Consider the following 16,030-nt stretch of genomic DNA (forward strand, 5'->3'; position numbering starts at 1 on the left):
CGGATCAAGCAGTTCCGGGGCATAGCCACTCGATATGATAAGGATGCTGCCAACTATCTGGCGGCGATCAAGCTCATCTGCACACGCCTCTGGTGCAATGCATAATGAGTCTGCGCCCTAATCCACCGTTGAAGGATGAACGAAAAGAGGGCCGCTCCATCGGGGCGGCCCTTTTTTTGCCTTCTGACGCATCCTGTCGCTGCAACGCCAGGGCAAGCTCAGCCTGATGGAACCGACCGACCGGCGCGAGCCAAAGAAAAAGGCCGCCCCGTTTCCGGCGCGGCCCATTCCAGACAATTCCCTTTTGGGAATTACATCGCGTTCGCGGCAGCGTTGCCAGCCGTGTTCGCAGCGTTCGAAGCGGCGTTCGAAGCATTGTCGGCAGCGTTCAGCGCGGCGTTCATGGCGTTGTCGGCAGCGTTCGAAGCGTTCTCCGCGGCATTGGCCGAAGCGTTGGCGGCATTTTCCGCACCGCCCGAGCAGGCGGCCAGGCCGAGCGACGCGGCGAGAACGAGCGAAAGAGCAATCGACTTGGTCATGGGTTAACCCCTCTCTGAGAATAATAACGGTGCAGACCACTCTCGGAGAAAAGTTCACCCCCCATTGCGTCTGCGCCGCGATTCGTAATGAATCCGGCGACTCATGGCAATCCCAATCATGCGTCAAGCCCGTGATTCGGGGCTGTCAGGGGTTGAACGGCGCGGTTCCGAACGACCATTGACGCATATAAAGATTTCTTTATATGATCCATGCATGAGCGCAGCAATCGACATTTTCCGGGCATTGGGCGACCCGACGCGGCTGCGCATCATCTATCTTCTGCGCGCCATGGAACTGGCCGTGGGCGAAATCGCGCAGGTCGTGGGGCAAAGCCAGCCGCGCGTGTCCCGCCATGTCCGCATCCTGGCCGAAGCCGGTCTGGTGGAGCGGCGCAAGGAAGGCAATTGGGTTTTCCTGCGGCTGGGCAAAGAGGCGGAAATCGGACCCTTTCTGACGCTTTTCGACCAACTCGTGCCGTCGGAGGGCGAGCTGTTGTGGCAGAAGGCCGACCTCGCCCGGCTGGCGGCGGTACGGGCGGATCGCGCCCAGGCGGCGGAAAGCTATTTTGCCGAACATGCCGAGGAATGGGACGCGATCCGGTCCCTGCATGTGCCGGAGGGCGATGTGGAGGCGGCGATGACCGCCCTGCTGGGGGCGGAACCGATCGGCCATCTGCTCGACATCGGCACCGGGACCGGGCGAATGATCGAATTGTTCGGTCCGTCGGCGGAACAGGTGACGGCGCTGGACCGCAGCCCGGACATGCTGCGGCTGGCCCGCGCCAAGCTGCCCGAGGATGCGGGCGACAAATATGCGCTGGTGCTGGGCGATTTCAGCGCCCTGCCGCTGGAGCCGGGCAGCGCCGATACGGTGGTGCTGCATCAGGTGCTGCACTATGCCCAGGCGCCCGAGGCGGTGATCGAGGAAGCGGCCCGGGTGACGGCGGCGGGCGGCCGCGTCCTGATCGCCGATTTCGCGGCGCATGAACGGGAAGAACTCAGACTGCGCGACCAGCATGCGCGGCTGGGCTTTTCCGACGGGCAGATCGAAAGCTGGTTCGCGGATGCGGGCCTGGAACTGGAGCGGGTGGAGGTGCTGCCCGGCCAGGAACTGACGGTGCAATTATGGCTGGGCCGCCGCCGTGGCGCGCGCCTCCTGCCTATCGAAGGACGACTTTCCGCATGACCTTGAGCTTTCCCTCCGTCGAAGAGGCCCGGCGGGCGCTGGATGCGCCGCTTTACGCCGATCTGGCGGGCGACCTGAATGTGAGCTTCGAATTCTTCCCGCCCAAGACGGAGAAGATGGAGGAGCAGCTCTGGTCCGCGATCCAGACCCTGACGCCGCTGGCGCCGAAATTCGTGTCGGTGACTTACGGCGCGGGCGGGTCGACGCGGGAGCGGACGCATAACACCGTCGCGCGGATCGCGAAGGAAACGCCCTTGTCGGCGGCGGCGCACCTCACCTGCGTGGCGGCGAGCAAGGCGGAGATCGACGGGGTGGCCGATGCCTATTGGGAAGCGGGCGTGCGGCATATCGTGGCGCTACGCGGCGATCCGCCGGAAGCGGGCGCGAAGTTCGAGGCGCATCCGGACGGGTACAAGGGCGCGGCGGAACTGGTCGAAGGGCTGGTGAAGCGCCATCCCTTCGAGATTTCGGTGGCCGCCTATCCGGAGACGCATCCCGACGCCTTGAGCGCGCGGGGCGACATCGACAATCTGAAGCGCAAGCTGGATGCGGGCGCGACGCGGGCGATCACGCAATTCTTCTTCGAGCCGGATACCTTCTTCCGTTTCCGCGATACGGTGGCGGCGGCGGGGATCGACGCGGACATCATTCCGGGCATCATGCCGGTCAGCAATTTCGCGGCGGTCCAGCGCATGTCGGCCATGTGCAACACCGATGTGCCGGGCTGGATGGGCAAGCTGTTCGAGGGGCTGGACGACCTGCCCGCCGCACGGCAGCTGGTGTCTGCGACGCTGGCGGCGGAACTGTGCCGCAAGCTTTATGCGGGCGGGGTGCGCGACTTTCATTTCTATACGCTCAACCGGGCGGAACTGAGCTATGCGATCTGCCATCTGCTCGGGCTGCGGCCGGCGACATTGGAGAAGACGGCATGACCGCCGAGGAACGCTTCCGCGCCGTGGCAGCGGAGAAGATCATGATATTCGACGGCGGCTACGGCACGTCGATCCAGAAACATGGGCTGACGGAGGCGGATTATCGCGGGTCGCTCGATCTGGCGAAGGACCAGAAGGGCAATAACGACCTGCTCTGCCTGACCCGGCCGGACATCGTGGAGGGCATCCACACCGCCTATCTCGACGCCGGTGCGGACATGATCGAAACCAACACCTTCTCCTCTACCAAGATCGCCATGGCCGATTATGGCTGCGAACATCTGGTGCGGGAGATCAACATCGCCGCCGCCCGGATCGCCCGCAAGGCCTGCGAGGCGGCGAGCGCGAAGGATGGGCGGCCACGCTTTGTAGCGGGGTCGATCGGGCCGACGAACAAGACGCTGTCGATCTCTCCGGACGTCAACGATCCGGCCTATCGCGAGGTCGATTACGATACGCTGAAGGCCGATTATCGCGAGCAGTGCGAGGCGCTGATCGAGGGCGGCGTGGACTTCCTGCTGGTCGAGACCTGCTTCGACACGCTGAACGCCAAGGCGGCGGGCATGGCGGCGCGGGAGGCCGAGGCGGCGGCGGGGCGGCCGGTGCCGCTGATGCTGAGCTTCACCATCACGGACATGTCGGGGCGCAACCTGTCCGGGCATACGATCAACGCCTTCTGGTATTCGCTGCGGCATTTGAAGCCGCTGACCATCGGGGTGAACTGCGCCTTCGGGGCGGATCTGCTGCGGCCTTATCTGAGTGAGCTGGCCAAGAATGCGGATACCTTGATCCTGGCCTATCCCAATGCCGGGCTGCCCAATGAACTGGGGCAATATGATGAGCTGCCGGAGACTACGGCGAACCTGATCCGCCAGTGGGTGGATGAGGGGCTGGTCAATATGGTCGGCGGTTGCTGCGGCACCACGCCGGCGCATATCGGCGCCGTGGCGAAGGCGCTGGCGGGGCACAAGCCGCGTCAGGTGCCGGAGCTGCCGGTGGTGACGCGGCTTGCGGGCCTCGAACCGATGCATATTGCCGCGTAAGATATAAATCCGTCATTCCCGCGAAGGCGGGAATCCATCTCCTGCCTTCTCCCCTGGTGCTATGTTGGGAGATGGATCCCCGCCTTCGCGGGGATGACGAAGAGAAGAGAAGCAGGGAATGACCCAATCGACCGCCACTTTCGTCAATATCGGTGAGCGCACCAACGTCACCGGATCGGCCAAGTTCAAGAAGCTGATCATGGCAGGCGACTATGCCGCGGCCATCGACATCGCCCGCGATCAGGTGGAGAACGGCGCGCAGATCGTCGACGTCAACATGGACGAGGGCCTGCTCGACGCCGTAGAGGCGATGACGACCTTCCTGAAGCTGATGACGTCCGAACCGGACATTGCCCGCGTTCCGGTCATGATCGACAGTTCCAAATGGGAAGTGATCGAAGCCGGCCTGAAATGCGTGTCGGGCAAGCCCATCGTCAATTCGATCAGCATGAAGGAGGGTGAGGCAGCCTTCCTCCATCACGCCCGCCTCTGCATGGCCTATGGCGCGGCGGTGGTCGTCATGGCCTTTGACGAGACCGGTCAGGCGGACACGAAGGAGCGCAAGGTCGAGATCTGCGAGCGCGCCTACAAGCTGCTGATGACCATCGGCTTCCCGCCCGAAGACATCATCTTCGACCCCAATATCTTCGCCGTGGCGACCGGGATCGAGGAGCACAATAATTACGGCGTCGACTTCATCGAGGCCTGCCGGGAAATCAAGAAGCGCTGCCCCCATGTCCATATTTCGGGCGGCCTGTCGAACTTCTCCTTCTCCTTCCGCGGCAATGAGCCGGTGCGGCGGGCGATGCATTCGGTCTTCCTCTACCACGCCATCCCGGCGGGGCTGGACATGGCGATCGTCAATGCGGGCCAGCTCGACGTTTACGACGCCATCGACCCGGCGCTGCGCAAGGCGTGCGAGGATGTGCTGCTGAACAGCGATCCGGAGGCGGGCGAACGCCTGGTCGCGCTGGCGGAGAGTTTCAAGGGCAAGGATGCCGCATCGGAAAAGGCAGCGCAGGAATGGCGCGGCTGGCCGGTCGCCAAGCGGCTGGAACATGCGCTGGTCAAGGGCATCGACATGTATGTGGTCGAGGATACGGAGGAAGCCCGCCTCGCTGCCGCAAAGCCCATCGAGGTGATCGAAGGCCCGCTGATGGACGGCATGAATGTCGTCGGCGACCTGTTCGGCGCGGGCAAGATGTTCCTGCCGCAGGTCGTGAAATCCGCCCGCGTCATGAAGAAGGCGGTCGCCCACCTCCTCCCCTTCATCGAGGCGGCGAAGGAGCCCGGCGCCAAGGGCAAGGGCAAGGTCGTGATGGCGACGGTCAAGGGCGACGTCCACGACATCGGCAAGAACATCGTCGGCGTCGTGCTTCAGTGCAACGGCTTCGAGGTGATCGATCTGGGCGTCATGGTGCCGTGGCAGGACATCATCAAGGCGGCGAACGAAAATGACGCCGACATGATCGGTCTCAGCGGCCTCATCACCCCCTCGCTGGACGAGATGGTGACGGTCGCGGCGGAAATGCAGCGCGCGGATATGACCATGCCGCTGCTGATCGGCGGCGCGACCACCTCCAAAGTGCATACCGCGCTGCGCATCGATCCGGCCTTCACCGGGCCGGTGGTGCATGTGCTGGACGCCAGCCGGGCGGTCGGCGTCGCGACGGCGCTCGTCTCCGAAACCCAGAAGACCGATTTCGTCCAGAAGACCAAGGATGATTATGCCCATGTCCGCGCCGCCCGAGAGGGCAAGGGGCAGAGCAAGCTGCTCAGCATCGAGGAAGCGCGGGCCAATGCCTTCGAGATCGACGAGAGCCTGAAGCCCGGCAAGCCGCGCCTGCCCGGCGTCCACCGCTTCCCGGACTGGGATCTGAAGGACCTGCGCAACTATATCGACTGGACGCCCTTCTTCCGCGCATGGGAACTGGCGGGCAATTATCCGGCGATCCTGGAGGACAGGGTGGTGGGCGAAAGCGCGACCAGCCTGTTCACCGATGCGCAGAAGATGCTCGACCGCATCGTGGACGAGAAATGGCTGACGGCGCGCGGCGTGGCCGGCCTGTGGCCCTGCCGCCGCGAAGGCGACGACATCATCGTCCATGTCGAGGATGAAAAGCATGTCCGCCTGCCGATGCTGCGCCAGCAGATCGCCAAGCGGGAGGGCCGGGCCAATATGTGCCTTGCCGACTTCATCAGCCATGATGGCGACTGGATGGGCGGTTTCGCCGTGTCGATCCACGGGATCGAGCCGCATCTGGCGCGGTTCAAGAACGCTATCGACGATTATTCGGACATATTGCTCAAGGCGCTGGCGGATCGTCTGGCGGAGGCCTTTGCCGAGCGGCTGCACCATTATGTGCGCACCGCGCTATGGGGCTATGCCGAGGGCGAGCAGCTTACCAACGAGGCGCTGATCAAGGAGCAATATCGCGGCATCCGGCCCGCGCCCGGCTATCCCGCCTGTCCGGAGCATAGTCTGAAGCCGCTGCTGTTCGACATGCTGGACGCGCATCACGCGACGGGCATTTCGCTGACGGAAAGCTTCGCGATGCTGCCGACGGCGGCGGTCAGCGGCTTTTACTTCGGGCATCCGCAGGCGGAATATTTCGGCGTGGCGCGGGTGGGGCGCGACCAGCTGGAGGATTATGCCGGGCGGCGCGGGGTGGATCTGGAGACGGCCGAGCGCTGGCTGCGGCCCAATCTGGATTAGGACTTATTCCATAGTTCCCGCGCAGGTGGGCACTCATCTCCCATAAGAAGGTGCTTGATGCACGGTCAGGAGATGGATTGCCGCCTTCGCGGGAATGACGGGAAGCGAAAAACTTACCGCGCCTCGTGGTTGGCCGCCACCGCCTTCGCCACCGCCTGCATCAACTGCCAGCGCGTCGGGATCGGTTCCGTCGTGCTGCCGATCATCACCGCGACCGCATAGCTGGTGCCGTCGGGCGCGGTCATGATGCCGATGTCGTTGAACCCGGTCGAACGCGCGCCCAGTTCCTGACCCGTGCCGGTCTTGTGCAGATAATGCCATCCCGCCGGCACGCCGCCCTTGATCCGCTGCGGCCCCGTCTTCGCCTCGCCCATGATCGAAAGCAGCAGTTGCGACGATGCCGGGGAAAGCATGTCGTTCTGCTTGAGCTTCGCCAGCGCCTGCACGATGGAGGATGGCGCGGCGCCGTCCGGCGGGCTGGCCAGATAATTGTCCAGCGCCTTCTGCCGCACCGATAGGGGCAGCTTGGCGCGGGCGGCATAGAAGTTGCGGCCGATCGAATAATCCTGCCGCCATTCCAGGCCCGCCGTGGTGGATTGCAGCAGCCGCTCGCCGGGCCCGAAGCGGATATCCTTGATATAGCGCCGGGCGAGATAGCCGCGCACCGCTTCCGGCCCGCCGACGGCACGCAGCAGCGTGTCGTTGGCGGTATTGTCGCTCTGCGTCATGGCGCGGCGCATCAGGTCGGAATAGGTGGTGGTCCAGCCGGCATTGCCGACCAGGGCGGCGGTCGGCTGGTGGAAGAGGGTCAGGTCCTTCTTCGTGATGGTGGTGCTGTCGCTGAGGCGGATCTTGCCCCGGTCGACCGCGTCGAGGAAGGTCATGGACACCCAGAGCTTCGAAACGCTCTGCTGCGGGAAGAGCAGATTGCCGTTCCATGCAACGGTCCAGTCGCTGCCGATGCGGCGCACGGCGATGCCGACCTTGCCGTTGAAGCTCTGGCCCAGGTTGCGGATCACGCTGACCAAAGCGGGCGGCGGCGTTTCCCTTTGGTCGACCTTCAGCGCTTCGAAGGGCTTGGGCGGATTGGCGACCGGCTTGATCGGGAAGGTCGCGGTGGAAGGCTGCGGCCTCTGTTGGACCGCCGCATAGGGTTGCTGCGGCGCGCTGACGCAGGCCGAAAGCGCCGCCATCAACAGGACGAGCCGGGCCGAGCCGCTATTGCCGCCGCCATTTGGGCGCTTGCCGCGCCCTCCCTTGAAATTGGTCATCGAAATCCCCGCACTCTCCTTTCGCATTAGGGTTCAGACCCGCGCCGGGTGACAAGAATCATGCGATGAACGATTCCACAAATGCGATGTAAGGAGGCTGAACGAGGCGCGCCTTAACTCAGTTGAGGTTCATGCGAAGGCCTGCAAGGAAGCGCCGATGAACCACATGATGAACAGACGGACGATGATGCGGGGGGCGACTGCGCTGCTGGCGGGCGGCATGTTGCCGGCACGGGCGTGGGCGGCGCCCTTCGCTTCGCGCCGCATTGCCGTGACGACTCGCGGCGCCGGTCGAGATGTCGTGCTGATCGCGGGGCTGGCGAGCGGGCCGGGGCTGTGGAACGGGGTGGTCGGCGCGCTTTCCGGTTATCGCTGGCATCTGGTCCACGTGCGGGGTTTTGCCGGCCTGGCGGCGGACGCCAATGCCAGCGGGCCGCTGGTCCAGCCTTTGGCGGACGAGATCGCCCGCTATATCGCGGCGGCGGGGCTGGAGCGGCCCGCCATCGTCGGCCACAGCATGGGCGGCACGCTGGCGATGATGCTGGGTTTGAAGGGGCTGGCGGGGCGGCTGATGGTGGTCGACATGCTGCCCGAGGGGGCGGCGATGGTCGGCGGCACGGCACAGGGCATGGGCTTCCTGGCCGATCAACTGGGGCAATATTTCACCGGAACCAGGGCGGGCCGCGCCTATCTGGCGCGGATGCTGGCGGAAATGCCGGGCGCCCGGGGAAGCGATCCGGATGTCATCGCCAATGCGCTGCGCGATCTCGCCAATGTCGACCTGGGGCCGCAACTGGAGCGGCTGACCGCGCCGATGGAGGTGGTCTATGCCGTCGGCAGCGATGCGGCGCAGGCGGGCGAGATCGGCCGAACCTTCCGCGCCGCCTATGCCGCCAAGCGCGGCGTGCGGCTGGTGCCCATCGGCCCCAGCGGCCATGTCGTCATGGCGGATCAGCCGGCCCGCTTCAACGCGGTCCTCGGCAATTTTCTGAAGACGGTTTGACGCCGATCAAAGGCGCGGCGGGACAGCAGGGGTAAAAGCAATCCGACGCCTTCCTCCGCGTCACTCCTCGACTCATGGCGCAGCGCGATGGACGCTGCGCCACCTTTTTTCAGCTTCTTTCAGGGCGCCAGCACCGTATCGACCGCCTGCGGCAGCATCGCCGGATAATCGAGCGTATAGTGCAGCCCCCTGCTCTCCTTGCGATGCAGGGCGGAGCGGACGACCAGACGCGCGACCTCCAGCAGGTTGCGCAGTTCGATGAGATCCGGCGTCACGCGGAAATGGCCGTAATATTCGTCCACTTCCTTCGCCAGCAGATCGATGCGGTGCTTGGCGCGCTCCAGCCGCTTGGTGGTGCGGACGATGCCGACATAGTCCCACATGAAGCGGCGGATTTCCTTCCAATTATGCTGGACGATGACCTCTTCGTCCGAATTGGTGACGCGGCTTTCGTCCCAGGGGCGGATCGGCGGCGGCGCGGGCAGTTCATCCCAATGGGCGCGGATGTGCCGGGCGGCGGCTTCCCCGAAGACGAAGCATTCCAGCAGCGAATTGGAGGCGAGGCGGTTGGCGCCGTGCAGGCCGCTTTCGGTGACTTCGCCCGCCGCATAGAGCCCCGGCAGGTCGGTGCGGCCGTCAAGGTCGATGACCACGCCGCCGCAGGTATAATGCTGCGCCGGGACGACCGGGATCGGTTCCTTCGTGATGTCGATGTCAAGATCCAGCAGGCGCGCATAGATGGTCGGGAAATGGGTGCGCACGAATTCCGGCGGCTTGTGGCTGATGTCGAGATGGACATAGTCGAGGCCGAGCCGCTTGATCTCATGGTCGATGGCGCGGGCCACCACGTCGCGGGGGGCGAGTTCGCCGCGCGGGTCGAACCGGGGCATGAAGCGTTCCCCGCCCCCGGGGACGCCCGGGGGCAGCTTCAAATGACCGCCCTCCCCCCGAACCGCCTCCGTGATGAGGAAATTCTTGACCTCCAGATTGTAGAGGCAGGTAGGGTGGAACTGGTTCATCTCCATGTTGGAGACGCGGCAGCCCGCGCGCCAGGCCATGGCGATGCCGTCCCCGGTCGCGCCCCGGGGAGCCGTGGAGAAGAGATAGGTGCGGCCCGCGCCGCCGGTGCAGAGGATCGTCGCCTTGCCCAGGATCGCGTCGACATGGTCCGTCAGCCTGTTGAAGGCATAGACGCCCCATACATGCCCGTCGCCCGAATAGCGCTCGCCATGGCGGCTGGTGATGAGGTCGATGGCGACCCTGTCCTCCAGCAGCGTGATGTTGGGATTGGCGCGGGCGGCCTTCAGCAGCGCGACCTGCACGGCATGGCCGGTGGCGTCGTCGACATGGACGATGCGGCGGTGGCTGTGACCGCCTTCGCGGGTCAGGTGCCAGCGTTCGCCGAATTCCTCCCCTCCATTGAAGGGAACGCCAAGCTCCGCGAGCCGCTCTATCGCCGCAGGAGCCTCGGAGACGACGAATTCGACCGTGCTGCGGTCGTTCAGGCCCGCGCCTGCGACCATCGTGTCTTCGATATGCGCCTCGAAACTGTCACCTGCGTCCAGTACGGCGGCGATGCCGCCCTGCGCCCAGTTGGTGGACCCGCCGTCCAGCGCTCCCTTGGCCAGCACCACGACCTTGCGGTCCTGCGCCAGGTTGATGGCGGCGGTCAGCCCCGCCGCGCCGGAGCCGATGATGACGACGTCATAGGTGGTGGTGGGCATATAGTCTTCTTACTCCCCTCCCGCAGGCGGGAGGGGTTGGGGGTGGGCTTGCGCGAGGGCTGCCATGATATGCGACAGCACGCCTTCGATATTCCCTATCACGTCGGCATTCTGAAAGCGCAAGACGGTAAAGCCCAGTTCGCGACAGTAGGCGTCGCGGCGGGCGTCATATTCCGCACTGTCGTCGTGGGTGGAGCCATCCAGTTCGATGATGAGCTTCGCCTCGCGACAGAGGAAGTCCGCGAAATAAGGGCCGATAGGGATTTGGCGGCTGAACTTGCGGCCGTCGAGTTGGCGGTTACGCAGGCGCTGCCAAAGGAACCGCTCAGGCGGAGATGCCTCGTTTCTTAGCGACTTTGCGCGGGACGTATTCCTGCTTCTGAAAGGTCGCGCCAGCCCACCCCCCGGCCCCCTCCCGCCTGCGGGAGGGGGAGAAGTGTCCGCTTCCCTCACGCCGCCGCGGTCAGGTTCAGGAACACATCCTCCAGATCAGGGTCGCGCGTCACCACGTCGACGATCGAAAGCCCGCTGGCCTGCACGGCGCTCAGCACCTGGCCCGCATTGGCGCGGTTCTTCATATAGGTGATCGTCAGCGTGCGTTCGTCCGACAGTTCGATCTTCTCGAAGCTGGGGTCGGCGGGGGGCGTCACCACATCGCGGTCGACCGTCACCTGCACCACCTTCTCCTGCGCCATGGCGATCAGTTCGCGGGTCGGCTTGTCGGTGATGACCTTGCCATGGTTGATGATGCCGATCCGGTCGCACAATTCCTCGGCCTCTTCCAGATAGTGCGTGGTGAGAACGATGGTCACGCCCTGGCGGTTCAACTCCCGCACATAGGCCCAGAGTTGCTGGCGAAGCTGCACGTCGACGCCGGCGGTCGGTTCGTCCAGCACCAGGATCGGCGGGCTGTGCACCATCGCCTTGGCCACCAGCAGGCGGCGTTTCATGCCGCCCGACAGGGTCCGGGCATAGGCGTCGGCCTTGTCCTCCAGATGCACGGCGCGCAGCAATTCCATCGAGCGGCGGCGGTCCCGGGGCACGCCATAATAGCCCGCCTGGTTCTCCAGCGTCTCGAACGGGGTGAAGAAGGGATCGAAGACGATCTCCTGCGGGACGATGCCGATGCTGTTCTTGGCGTTGCGGGGGTTCTGGTCGATGTCGAAGCCCCAGATTTTCGCCGTGCCGCTGGTTTTGTTCACCAGCCCGGCGAGGATGTTGATGGTGGTCGACTTGCCCGCGCCATTCGGTCCCAGCAGGCCGTAAATCTGCCCGCGCGGGATGGAGAGGTTGATATTGTCGAGCGCCTGCTTGCCGCCCTTGTAAACCTTGGTGAGGTTGGCGATCTCTATGGCGGGAGTGGGGGAGGTGTCGGTCATGGCTGCCTATAGTGGGGTTGGGCCATTGGAAAGGAAAGAGCGGGGTTAAAATTCGTCGGCGGCGTCCATCAGGGCGGTGAGTTTGCGGGGCGCGACCTCCCGCCAGCTCCGCTCCAGCCGTTCGTTGATCTGGCCCCAGTCCGTGTCCCCCAGATCGAGCCGGATGCCGACCCAGCCATCCCCGAAATAGGCGGGGCGGTAATAGCGGGCGGGGTCGCTTTCGATCAGCATCGCCTGTTCTTCCGGCGCGGTCGTCTTGACGAGGATGGCGATAACGCCGTCGCCATGACGATCCTGCGTGAAATAGGCGAATTTCTTGCCCTTTTCGATGCCGAAGCAGGGCATGCCGTGGGACGTGACCTCATCCGCCTGCGGCAGGGCCAGGGCGCGCTCACGGACTTTGTTCAGCAGCCATTCGGGCTGGCGCTCGCGGGTGACGAAATCCGCCAGCGTGCGCGGATAGAGCTGATGTTCCGCCATCAATATGCGCGCGGCAAGGCTGTCGGCGGTGTCGCCGGGCAGGATCGCGACTTCGATCTGGCCAAGGACCGGCCCGTCGTCCAGTTCCGCCGTGACGATGTGGACCGAGCAGCCGGCATGGGTATCGCCTGCGTCCAAAGCCTTCCGATGGGTGTCGAGACCCTTATATTTGGGCAGCAGGCTGGGGTGGATGTTCAGCATCCGGCCTTCCCAGCCGGCGACGAATTCGGGCGAGAGGAGGCGCATATAGCCGGCCAGCGCAACATATTCCGCGCCCGCCCCGCGCAACGCCTTGTCGATAATGGCGTCGAATTCGGCGCGCTTCAGGCCCTTGTGGCTCTGCGCGAAGGTGGCGATGCCCTCGGCGGCGGCGAGGGTCAGGCCGGGGGCTTCGGGATCGTTGGCGGCGACCAGCACCAGCTCATAGGGGCAGGACGGATGCCTGGCGGCATAGAGCAACGCCGCCATGTTCGAGCCACGTCCGGAAATCAGAACGCCGACCTTTGCCTTCACTTGCAGTCCCCGTCCGGTTCGCGCGAAGTCGAGAACCCTTGTGACTTCGTTTCTCGACTTCGCTCGAAACGAACGGGTTTCAGTGACTTACCCCAGATGCGTGGCGGTCCAGTCGGCCCTGGCGCTCCATGTTTCCTGTGAGCCCTTGACCGTGCAGCCCTTTTCGCCCGCCTCCACGATGCCGACGCGGACCACGGTTTCGCCCGCTGCTTCCAGATCCGCCGTCACGGCGTCCACCGCATCCGCATCCACCGCCAGCACCATGCCGACGCCGCAGTTGAAGGTGCGGGCCATTTCCTCCGGCTCGATATTGCCCTGCGCCTGGAGGAAAGCCATCAGTCGCGGCTGTTCCCAACCGTCGGCGTCGACAACCGCATGACAGCCTTCGGGCAGCACGCGCGGGATATTCTCCAGCAGGCCGCCGCCGGTGATGTGGGCCAGCGCATTGATCCGGCCTGCCCGGACCAGCGGCAGCAGCGACTTCACATAGATGCGCGTCGGCGCCATCAGCGCGTCGATCAACAGCACCTCATTATCGAAGATCGCCGGACGGTCGAGCTTCCAGCCCTTGTCGGCGGCAAGACGGCGCACCAGCGAGAAGCCGTTGCTGTGCACGCCCGAGGAAGTGAGGCCCAGCAGCACGTCGCCCGCCTTGACCCGGTTGCCGGTCAGCGCTCTGGACCGCTCCACCGCGCCGACGCAGAAACCGGCAAGGTCATAGTCGCCCGGCCCGTACATGCCGGGCATTTCCGCCGTCTCTCCGCCGATAAGGGCGCAGCCGGCCTGTTTGCAGCCCTCCGCAATGCCCGCGATCACGCGCTCGGCGACGCCGCTCTCCAGCTTGCCGGTGGCATAATAGTCCAGGAAGAAGAGCGGTTCGGCGCCCTGCACGATCAGGTCGTTGGCGCACATGGCGACCAGGTCGATGCCGACGCCGTCATGGGCATTATGGTCGATGGCGAGCTTCAGCTTGGTGCCGACGCCGTCATTGGCCGCGACCAGCAGCGGATCGTCGTAACCGGCCGCCTTCAGGTCGAAGAAACCGCCGAAGCCGCCCAGTTCCGCGTCGGCGCCGGGGCGACGGGTGGCCTTGGCAAGCGGGGCGATGGCGCGAACCAGCGCATTGCCCGCGGCGATGTCGACGCCAGCCTTGGCGTAGCTGTAGGATTCGGTGTCGCTCATGGCTGTGGCCCCTAAGCATTTTCAAGTCAGATGGAAACATCTGACGGCTTAAGAAAATGCGGCAAGCCAAATAACGCACATTGTGCGCGAAAACGGAACGGGAAATGGGTTGCCGCTTGGCAGCGCAGGCAAATCTCGCCAAAAGGACGCGCGTGAACGTGCCTTCTGTCCTTCGTGGCCTGTCCCTCCGGCCTTTGAACCTGTTCCGCGCAGCGTCGCGCCCGATCCAGATACTGGGCGCGATCATGCTTGGCCTCGCCGCTGCGGCGCTGGTCGCGCAGATGGAGGGGGAGCGCGGCGTGCCCCCCATCGCCAGCGGCGGCGATTTCCAGGTGAGCCATGTGAAGGTCGACGTCTTCGCCAAGGATGCCGACAGCGCGCGCAAGGCCGGCTGGCGGCTGGCGCAGCGGCGGGCATGGCAGATGCTGTGGACCCGGACCCATGGCGGCAGCGGCGCGCCGGCCCTGTCCGATTCGCAGCTTGAAGGCATGATTTCGGGCATCGAGATCGAATATGAGCAGGCGGGCCCCACCCGCTATGTCGCCACGCTGGGCGTCATGTTCGACCGGGCGCGGACGGGCCAGTTGCTGGGCGTGACCGGCAATGTCATGCGGTCCCCGCCCTTGCTGGTGATCCCGGTGCTGTGGGACGGCGGGTCGGCCGTGTCCTATGAGCGGATCAACGAATGGCAGCGGGCCTGGGCGCGTTTCCGCACCGGCGACAGCGCGATCGACTATGTCCGCGTGGCCGGGTCGATCGCTGATCCGATCCTGCTGAATGCGGGGCAGACCGGGCGGCGCGGGCGGCTGTGGTGGCGCGTGCTGCTCGACCAATATGGCGCGGCGGACGTGGTGATCCCGATCGCTCGGCTCGACCGTCAATATCCGGGCGGTCCGGTGACCGGCACCTTCACGGCGCGCTACGGCCCCGACAATTTCCTGATCGGCAGCTTTTCCCTGCGCGCCTCCAACGACAGCGCGATCCCGCAGATGCTGGACCAGGCGACGCAGCGGATCGACCAGCTTTATACCCAGGCGCTGAATGACGGCCGCCTGCGTCCCGATCCGTCGCTGATCATCGAGGAGCCGGTCGATCCCAATGCGCTGGAGATCGAAAATGCCGCCGATCTGCCGGTGGAAACGCTCGACATGCCGACGCCCGCCGCCACCACGGGCAGCTACGCGATCCAGTTCGACACCCCGGACGTCGGATCGGTGGCGCAGGGCGAGGCCGCCGTGCGTTCCATCGCGGGCGTGCGTTCGGCGGCGACCAGCAGCCTGGCGCTGGGCGGCACGTCGGTCATGCAGGTGAGCTTCGACGGCACGGTCGACATGTTGCGTGCAGCGCTGGCGGCGAAGGGCTATAACGTCGCCGTGTCCGGCAATACGCTGCGCATCCGCAGGGGTGGGACACCGGGAGCCGGCTCTGCGCAATGAAAGGCGCCATGAGACAGATCAGCCTGCCGTTCGACCGGCCTGATCGGGCAAGCGGCGAGGATTTCCTGGTCAGCGACGCCAACCGCATCGCCGTCCGCCATCTGGAGAACTGGCGGGGATGGCCGCTGGCGATCAGCGTGCTGAGCGGGCCGCCCCTGTCGGGCCGCTCGACGCTGGGCCGCCATTTCGTCGCGCAGAGCGGCGGGACCATGATCGACGATGCGCAACGGCAGGACGAGCAGGCGCTGTTCAACGCCTGGAACGATGCGCAGACGGCGCAGCGCCCGCTGCTGCTGATCGCGGACGCGCCGCCCGCGCTATGGCAGGTGGCCCTTCCCGACCTGCGGTCCCGGCTGGCGGCGGCGCCCCATGTCGCGCTGGAGCAGCCGGACGAGGCGCTGGCCCGCGCCCTGATCGAGCGGTTCCTGGCATCGGCCGGCGCAAGCTATGCGGCGGATCTGCCCGAATGGCTGCTGCGGCGGATCGAGCGCAGCTATGCCGCCATCGCCGCCGTGACGCGCATGCTGGACGAGGCGGCTTTGTCATCGGGACGTAAGATTTCTACCGCTATGGCGAAAGATGTCCTGCAAGACGCGGGATTTTTGCCTATAGTCCCGGACTGATCC

14 protein-coding genes and 1 pseudogene are annotated in these 16,030 nt (G+C 65.2%); 8 read left to right on the forward strand and 7 right to left on the reverse strand.

From position 1 onward, the window contains the following. Positions 1-105: pseudogene (locus A8G00_RS17975) on the forward strand (IS5/IS1182 family transposase); the annotation flags it as partial. 206 nt (positions 106-311) lie between these two features. On the opposite strand, the gene A8G00_RS17980 reads toward A8G00_RS17975, so the two are convergent. Continuing rightward, the gene (locus A8G00_RS17980) at positions 312-539 is read right to left on the reverse strand and encodes a hypothetical protein (RefSeq protein WP_025548654.1); all 228 of its coding nucleotides are present in this window, start codon (positions 537-539) and stop codon (positions 312-314) included. 214 nt (positions 540-753) lie between these two features. Here A8G00_RS17980 and A8G00_RS17985 point away from each other — a divergent pair, with 214 nt between their 5' ends. The 4 genes from A8G00_RS17985 (at position 754) to metH (ending at position 6,416) form a co-directional block, all read left to right on the forward strand. Beyond that, positions 754-1,725 carry a metalloregulator ArsR/SmtB family transcription factor gene (locus A8G00_RS17985; protein WP_103001323.1) on the forward strand — a complete coding sequence of 324 codons (972 nt, stop codon included), beginning with the start codon at positions 754-756 and terminating at the stop codon, positions 1,723-1,725. Beyond that, complete coding sequence (gene metF / locus A8G00_RS17990; RefSeq protein WP_061939785.1) at positions 1,722-2,657, forward strand: methylenetetrahydrofolate reductase; 936 nt, start codon at positions 1,722-1,724, stop codon at positions 2,655-2,657. Before A8G00_RS17985 ends, metF begins: the two co-directional genes overlap by 4 nt. Further along, positions 2,654-3,700, forward strand: a complete 1,047-nt coding sequence (locus tag A8G00_RS17995) for a homocysteine S-methyltransferase family protein (protein ID WP_103001324.1) — start codon at positions 2,654-2,656, stop codon at positions 3,698-3,700. Before metF ends, A8G00_RS17995 begins: the two co-directional genes overlap by 4 nt. A gap of 118 nt (positions 3,701-3,818) precedes the next feature. Continuing rightward, the gene (gene metH, locus A8G00_RS18000; protein WP_103001325.1) at positions 3,819-6,416 is read left to right on the forward strand and encodes a methionine synthase; all 2,598 of its coding nucleotides are present in this window, start codon (positions 3,819-3,821) and stop codon (positions 6,414-6,416) included. Positions 6,417-6,529: 113 nt separating this feature from the next. Here the strand turns inward: metH and A8G00_RS18005 are convergent, their stop codons facing one another. After that, complete coding sequence (locus tag A8G00_RS18005) at positions 6,530-7,687, reverse strand: serine hydrolase (RefSeq protein ID WP_048577205.1); 1,158 nt, start codon at positions 7,685-7,687, stop codon at positions 6,530-6,532. Between the two features lie 166 nt (positions 7,688-7,853). On the opposite strand from A8G00_RS18005, the gene A8G00_RS18010 reads away from it, so the two are divergent. Beyond that, entirely contained in the window at positions 7,854-8,690 is an 837-nt protein-coding gene (locus tag A8G00_RS18010; RefSeq protein WP_103001334.1) for an alpha/beta fold hydrolase, read from the forward strand. 119 nt (positions 8,691-8,809) lie between these two features. Here the strand turns inward: A8G00_RS18010 and nadB are convergent, their stop codons facing one another. From nadB to purM, 5 genes are all read right to left on the reverse strand, one after another. Continuing rightward, positions 8,810-10,414, reverse strand: coding sequence for an L-aspartate oxidase (gene nadB, locus A8G00_RS18015; RefSeq protein ID WP_025548663.1), 1,605 nt, complete (start codon positions 10,412-10,414; stop codon positions 8,810-8,812). Between the two features lie 9 nt (positions 10,415-10,423). Next, a complete protein-coding gene (locus A8G00_RS18020) occupies positions 10,424-10,867 on the reverse strand; it encodes an endonuclease domain-containing protein (protein WP_253258030.1) in 444 nt (147 codons plus the stop codon). Continuing rightward, positions 10,864-11,793 (reverse strand): ABC transporter ATP-binding protein, encoded by a 930-nt coding sequence (locus tag A8G00_RS18025; RefSeq protein WP_061940625.1) that lies wholly within the window; start codon positions 11,791-11,793, stop codon positions 10,864-10,866. Before A8G00_RS18025 ends, A8G00_RS18020 begins: the two co-directional genes overlap by 4 nt. Before the next feature lie 45 nt (positions 11,794-11,838). Further along, positions 11,839-12,786 (reverse strand): phosphoribosylglycinamide formyltransferase, encoded by a 948-nt coding sequence (purN, locus tag A8G00_RS18030; protein WP_103001326.1) that lies wholly within the window; start codon positions 12,784-12,786, stop codon positions 11,839-11,841. Positions 12,787-12,873: 87 nt separating this feature from the next. Next, complete coding sequence (gene purM / locus A8G00_RS18035) at positions 12,874-13,968, reverse strand: phosphoribosylformylglycinamidine cyclo-ligase (protein WP_103001327.1); 1,095 nt, start codon at positions 13,966-13,968, stop codon at positions 12,874-12,876. A 152-nt stretch (positions 13,969-14,120) separates the two neighbouring features. On the opposite strand from purM, the gene A8G00_RS18040 reads away from it, so the two are divergent. Next, positions 14,121-15,404 (forward strand): hypothetical protein, encoded by a 1,284-nt coding sequence (locus A8G00_RS18040; protein ID WP_025548668.1) that lies wholly within the window; start codon positions 14,121-14,123, stop codon positions 15,402-15,404. A gap of 8 nt (positions 15,405-15,412) precedes the next feature. Continuing rightward, positions 15,413-16,027, forward strand: a complete 615-nt coding sequence (locus A8G00_RS18045; RefSeq protein ID WP_103001328.1) for a chromosomal replication initiator DnaA — start codon at positions 15,413-15,415, stop codon at positions 16,025-16,027. The last annotated feature ends 3 nt before the right edge of the window (positions 16,028-16,030 follow it).

This window comes from Sphingobium sp. SA916, assembly GCF_002894065.1.
GTDB lineage: Bacteria > Pseudomonadota > Alphaproteobacteria > Sphingomonadales > Sphingomonadaceae > Sphingobium > Sphingobium fuliginis.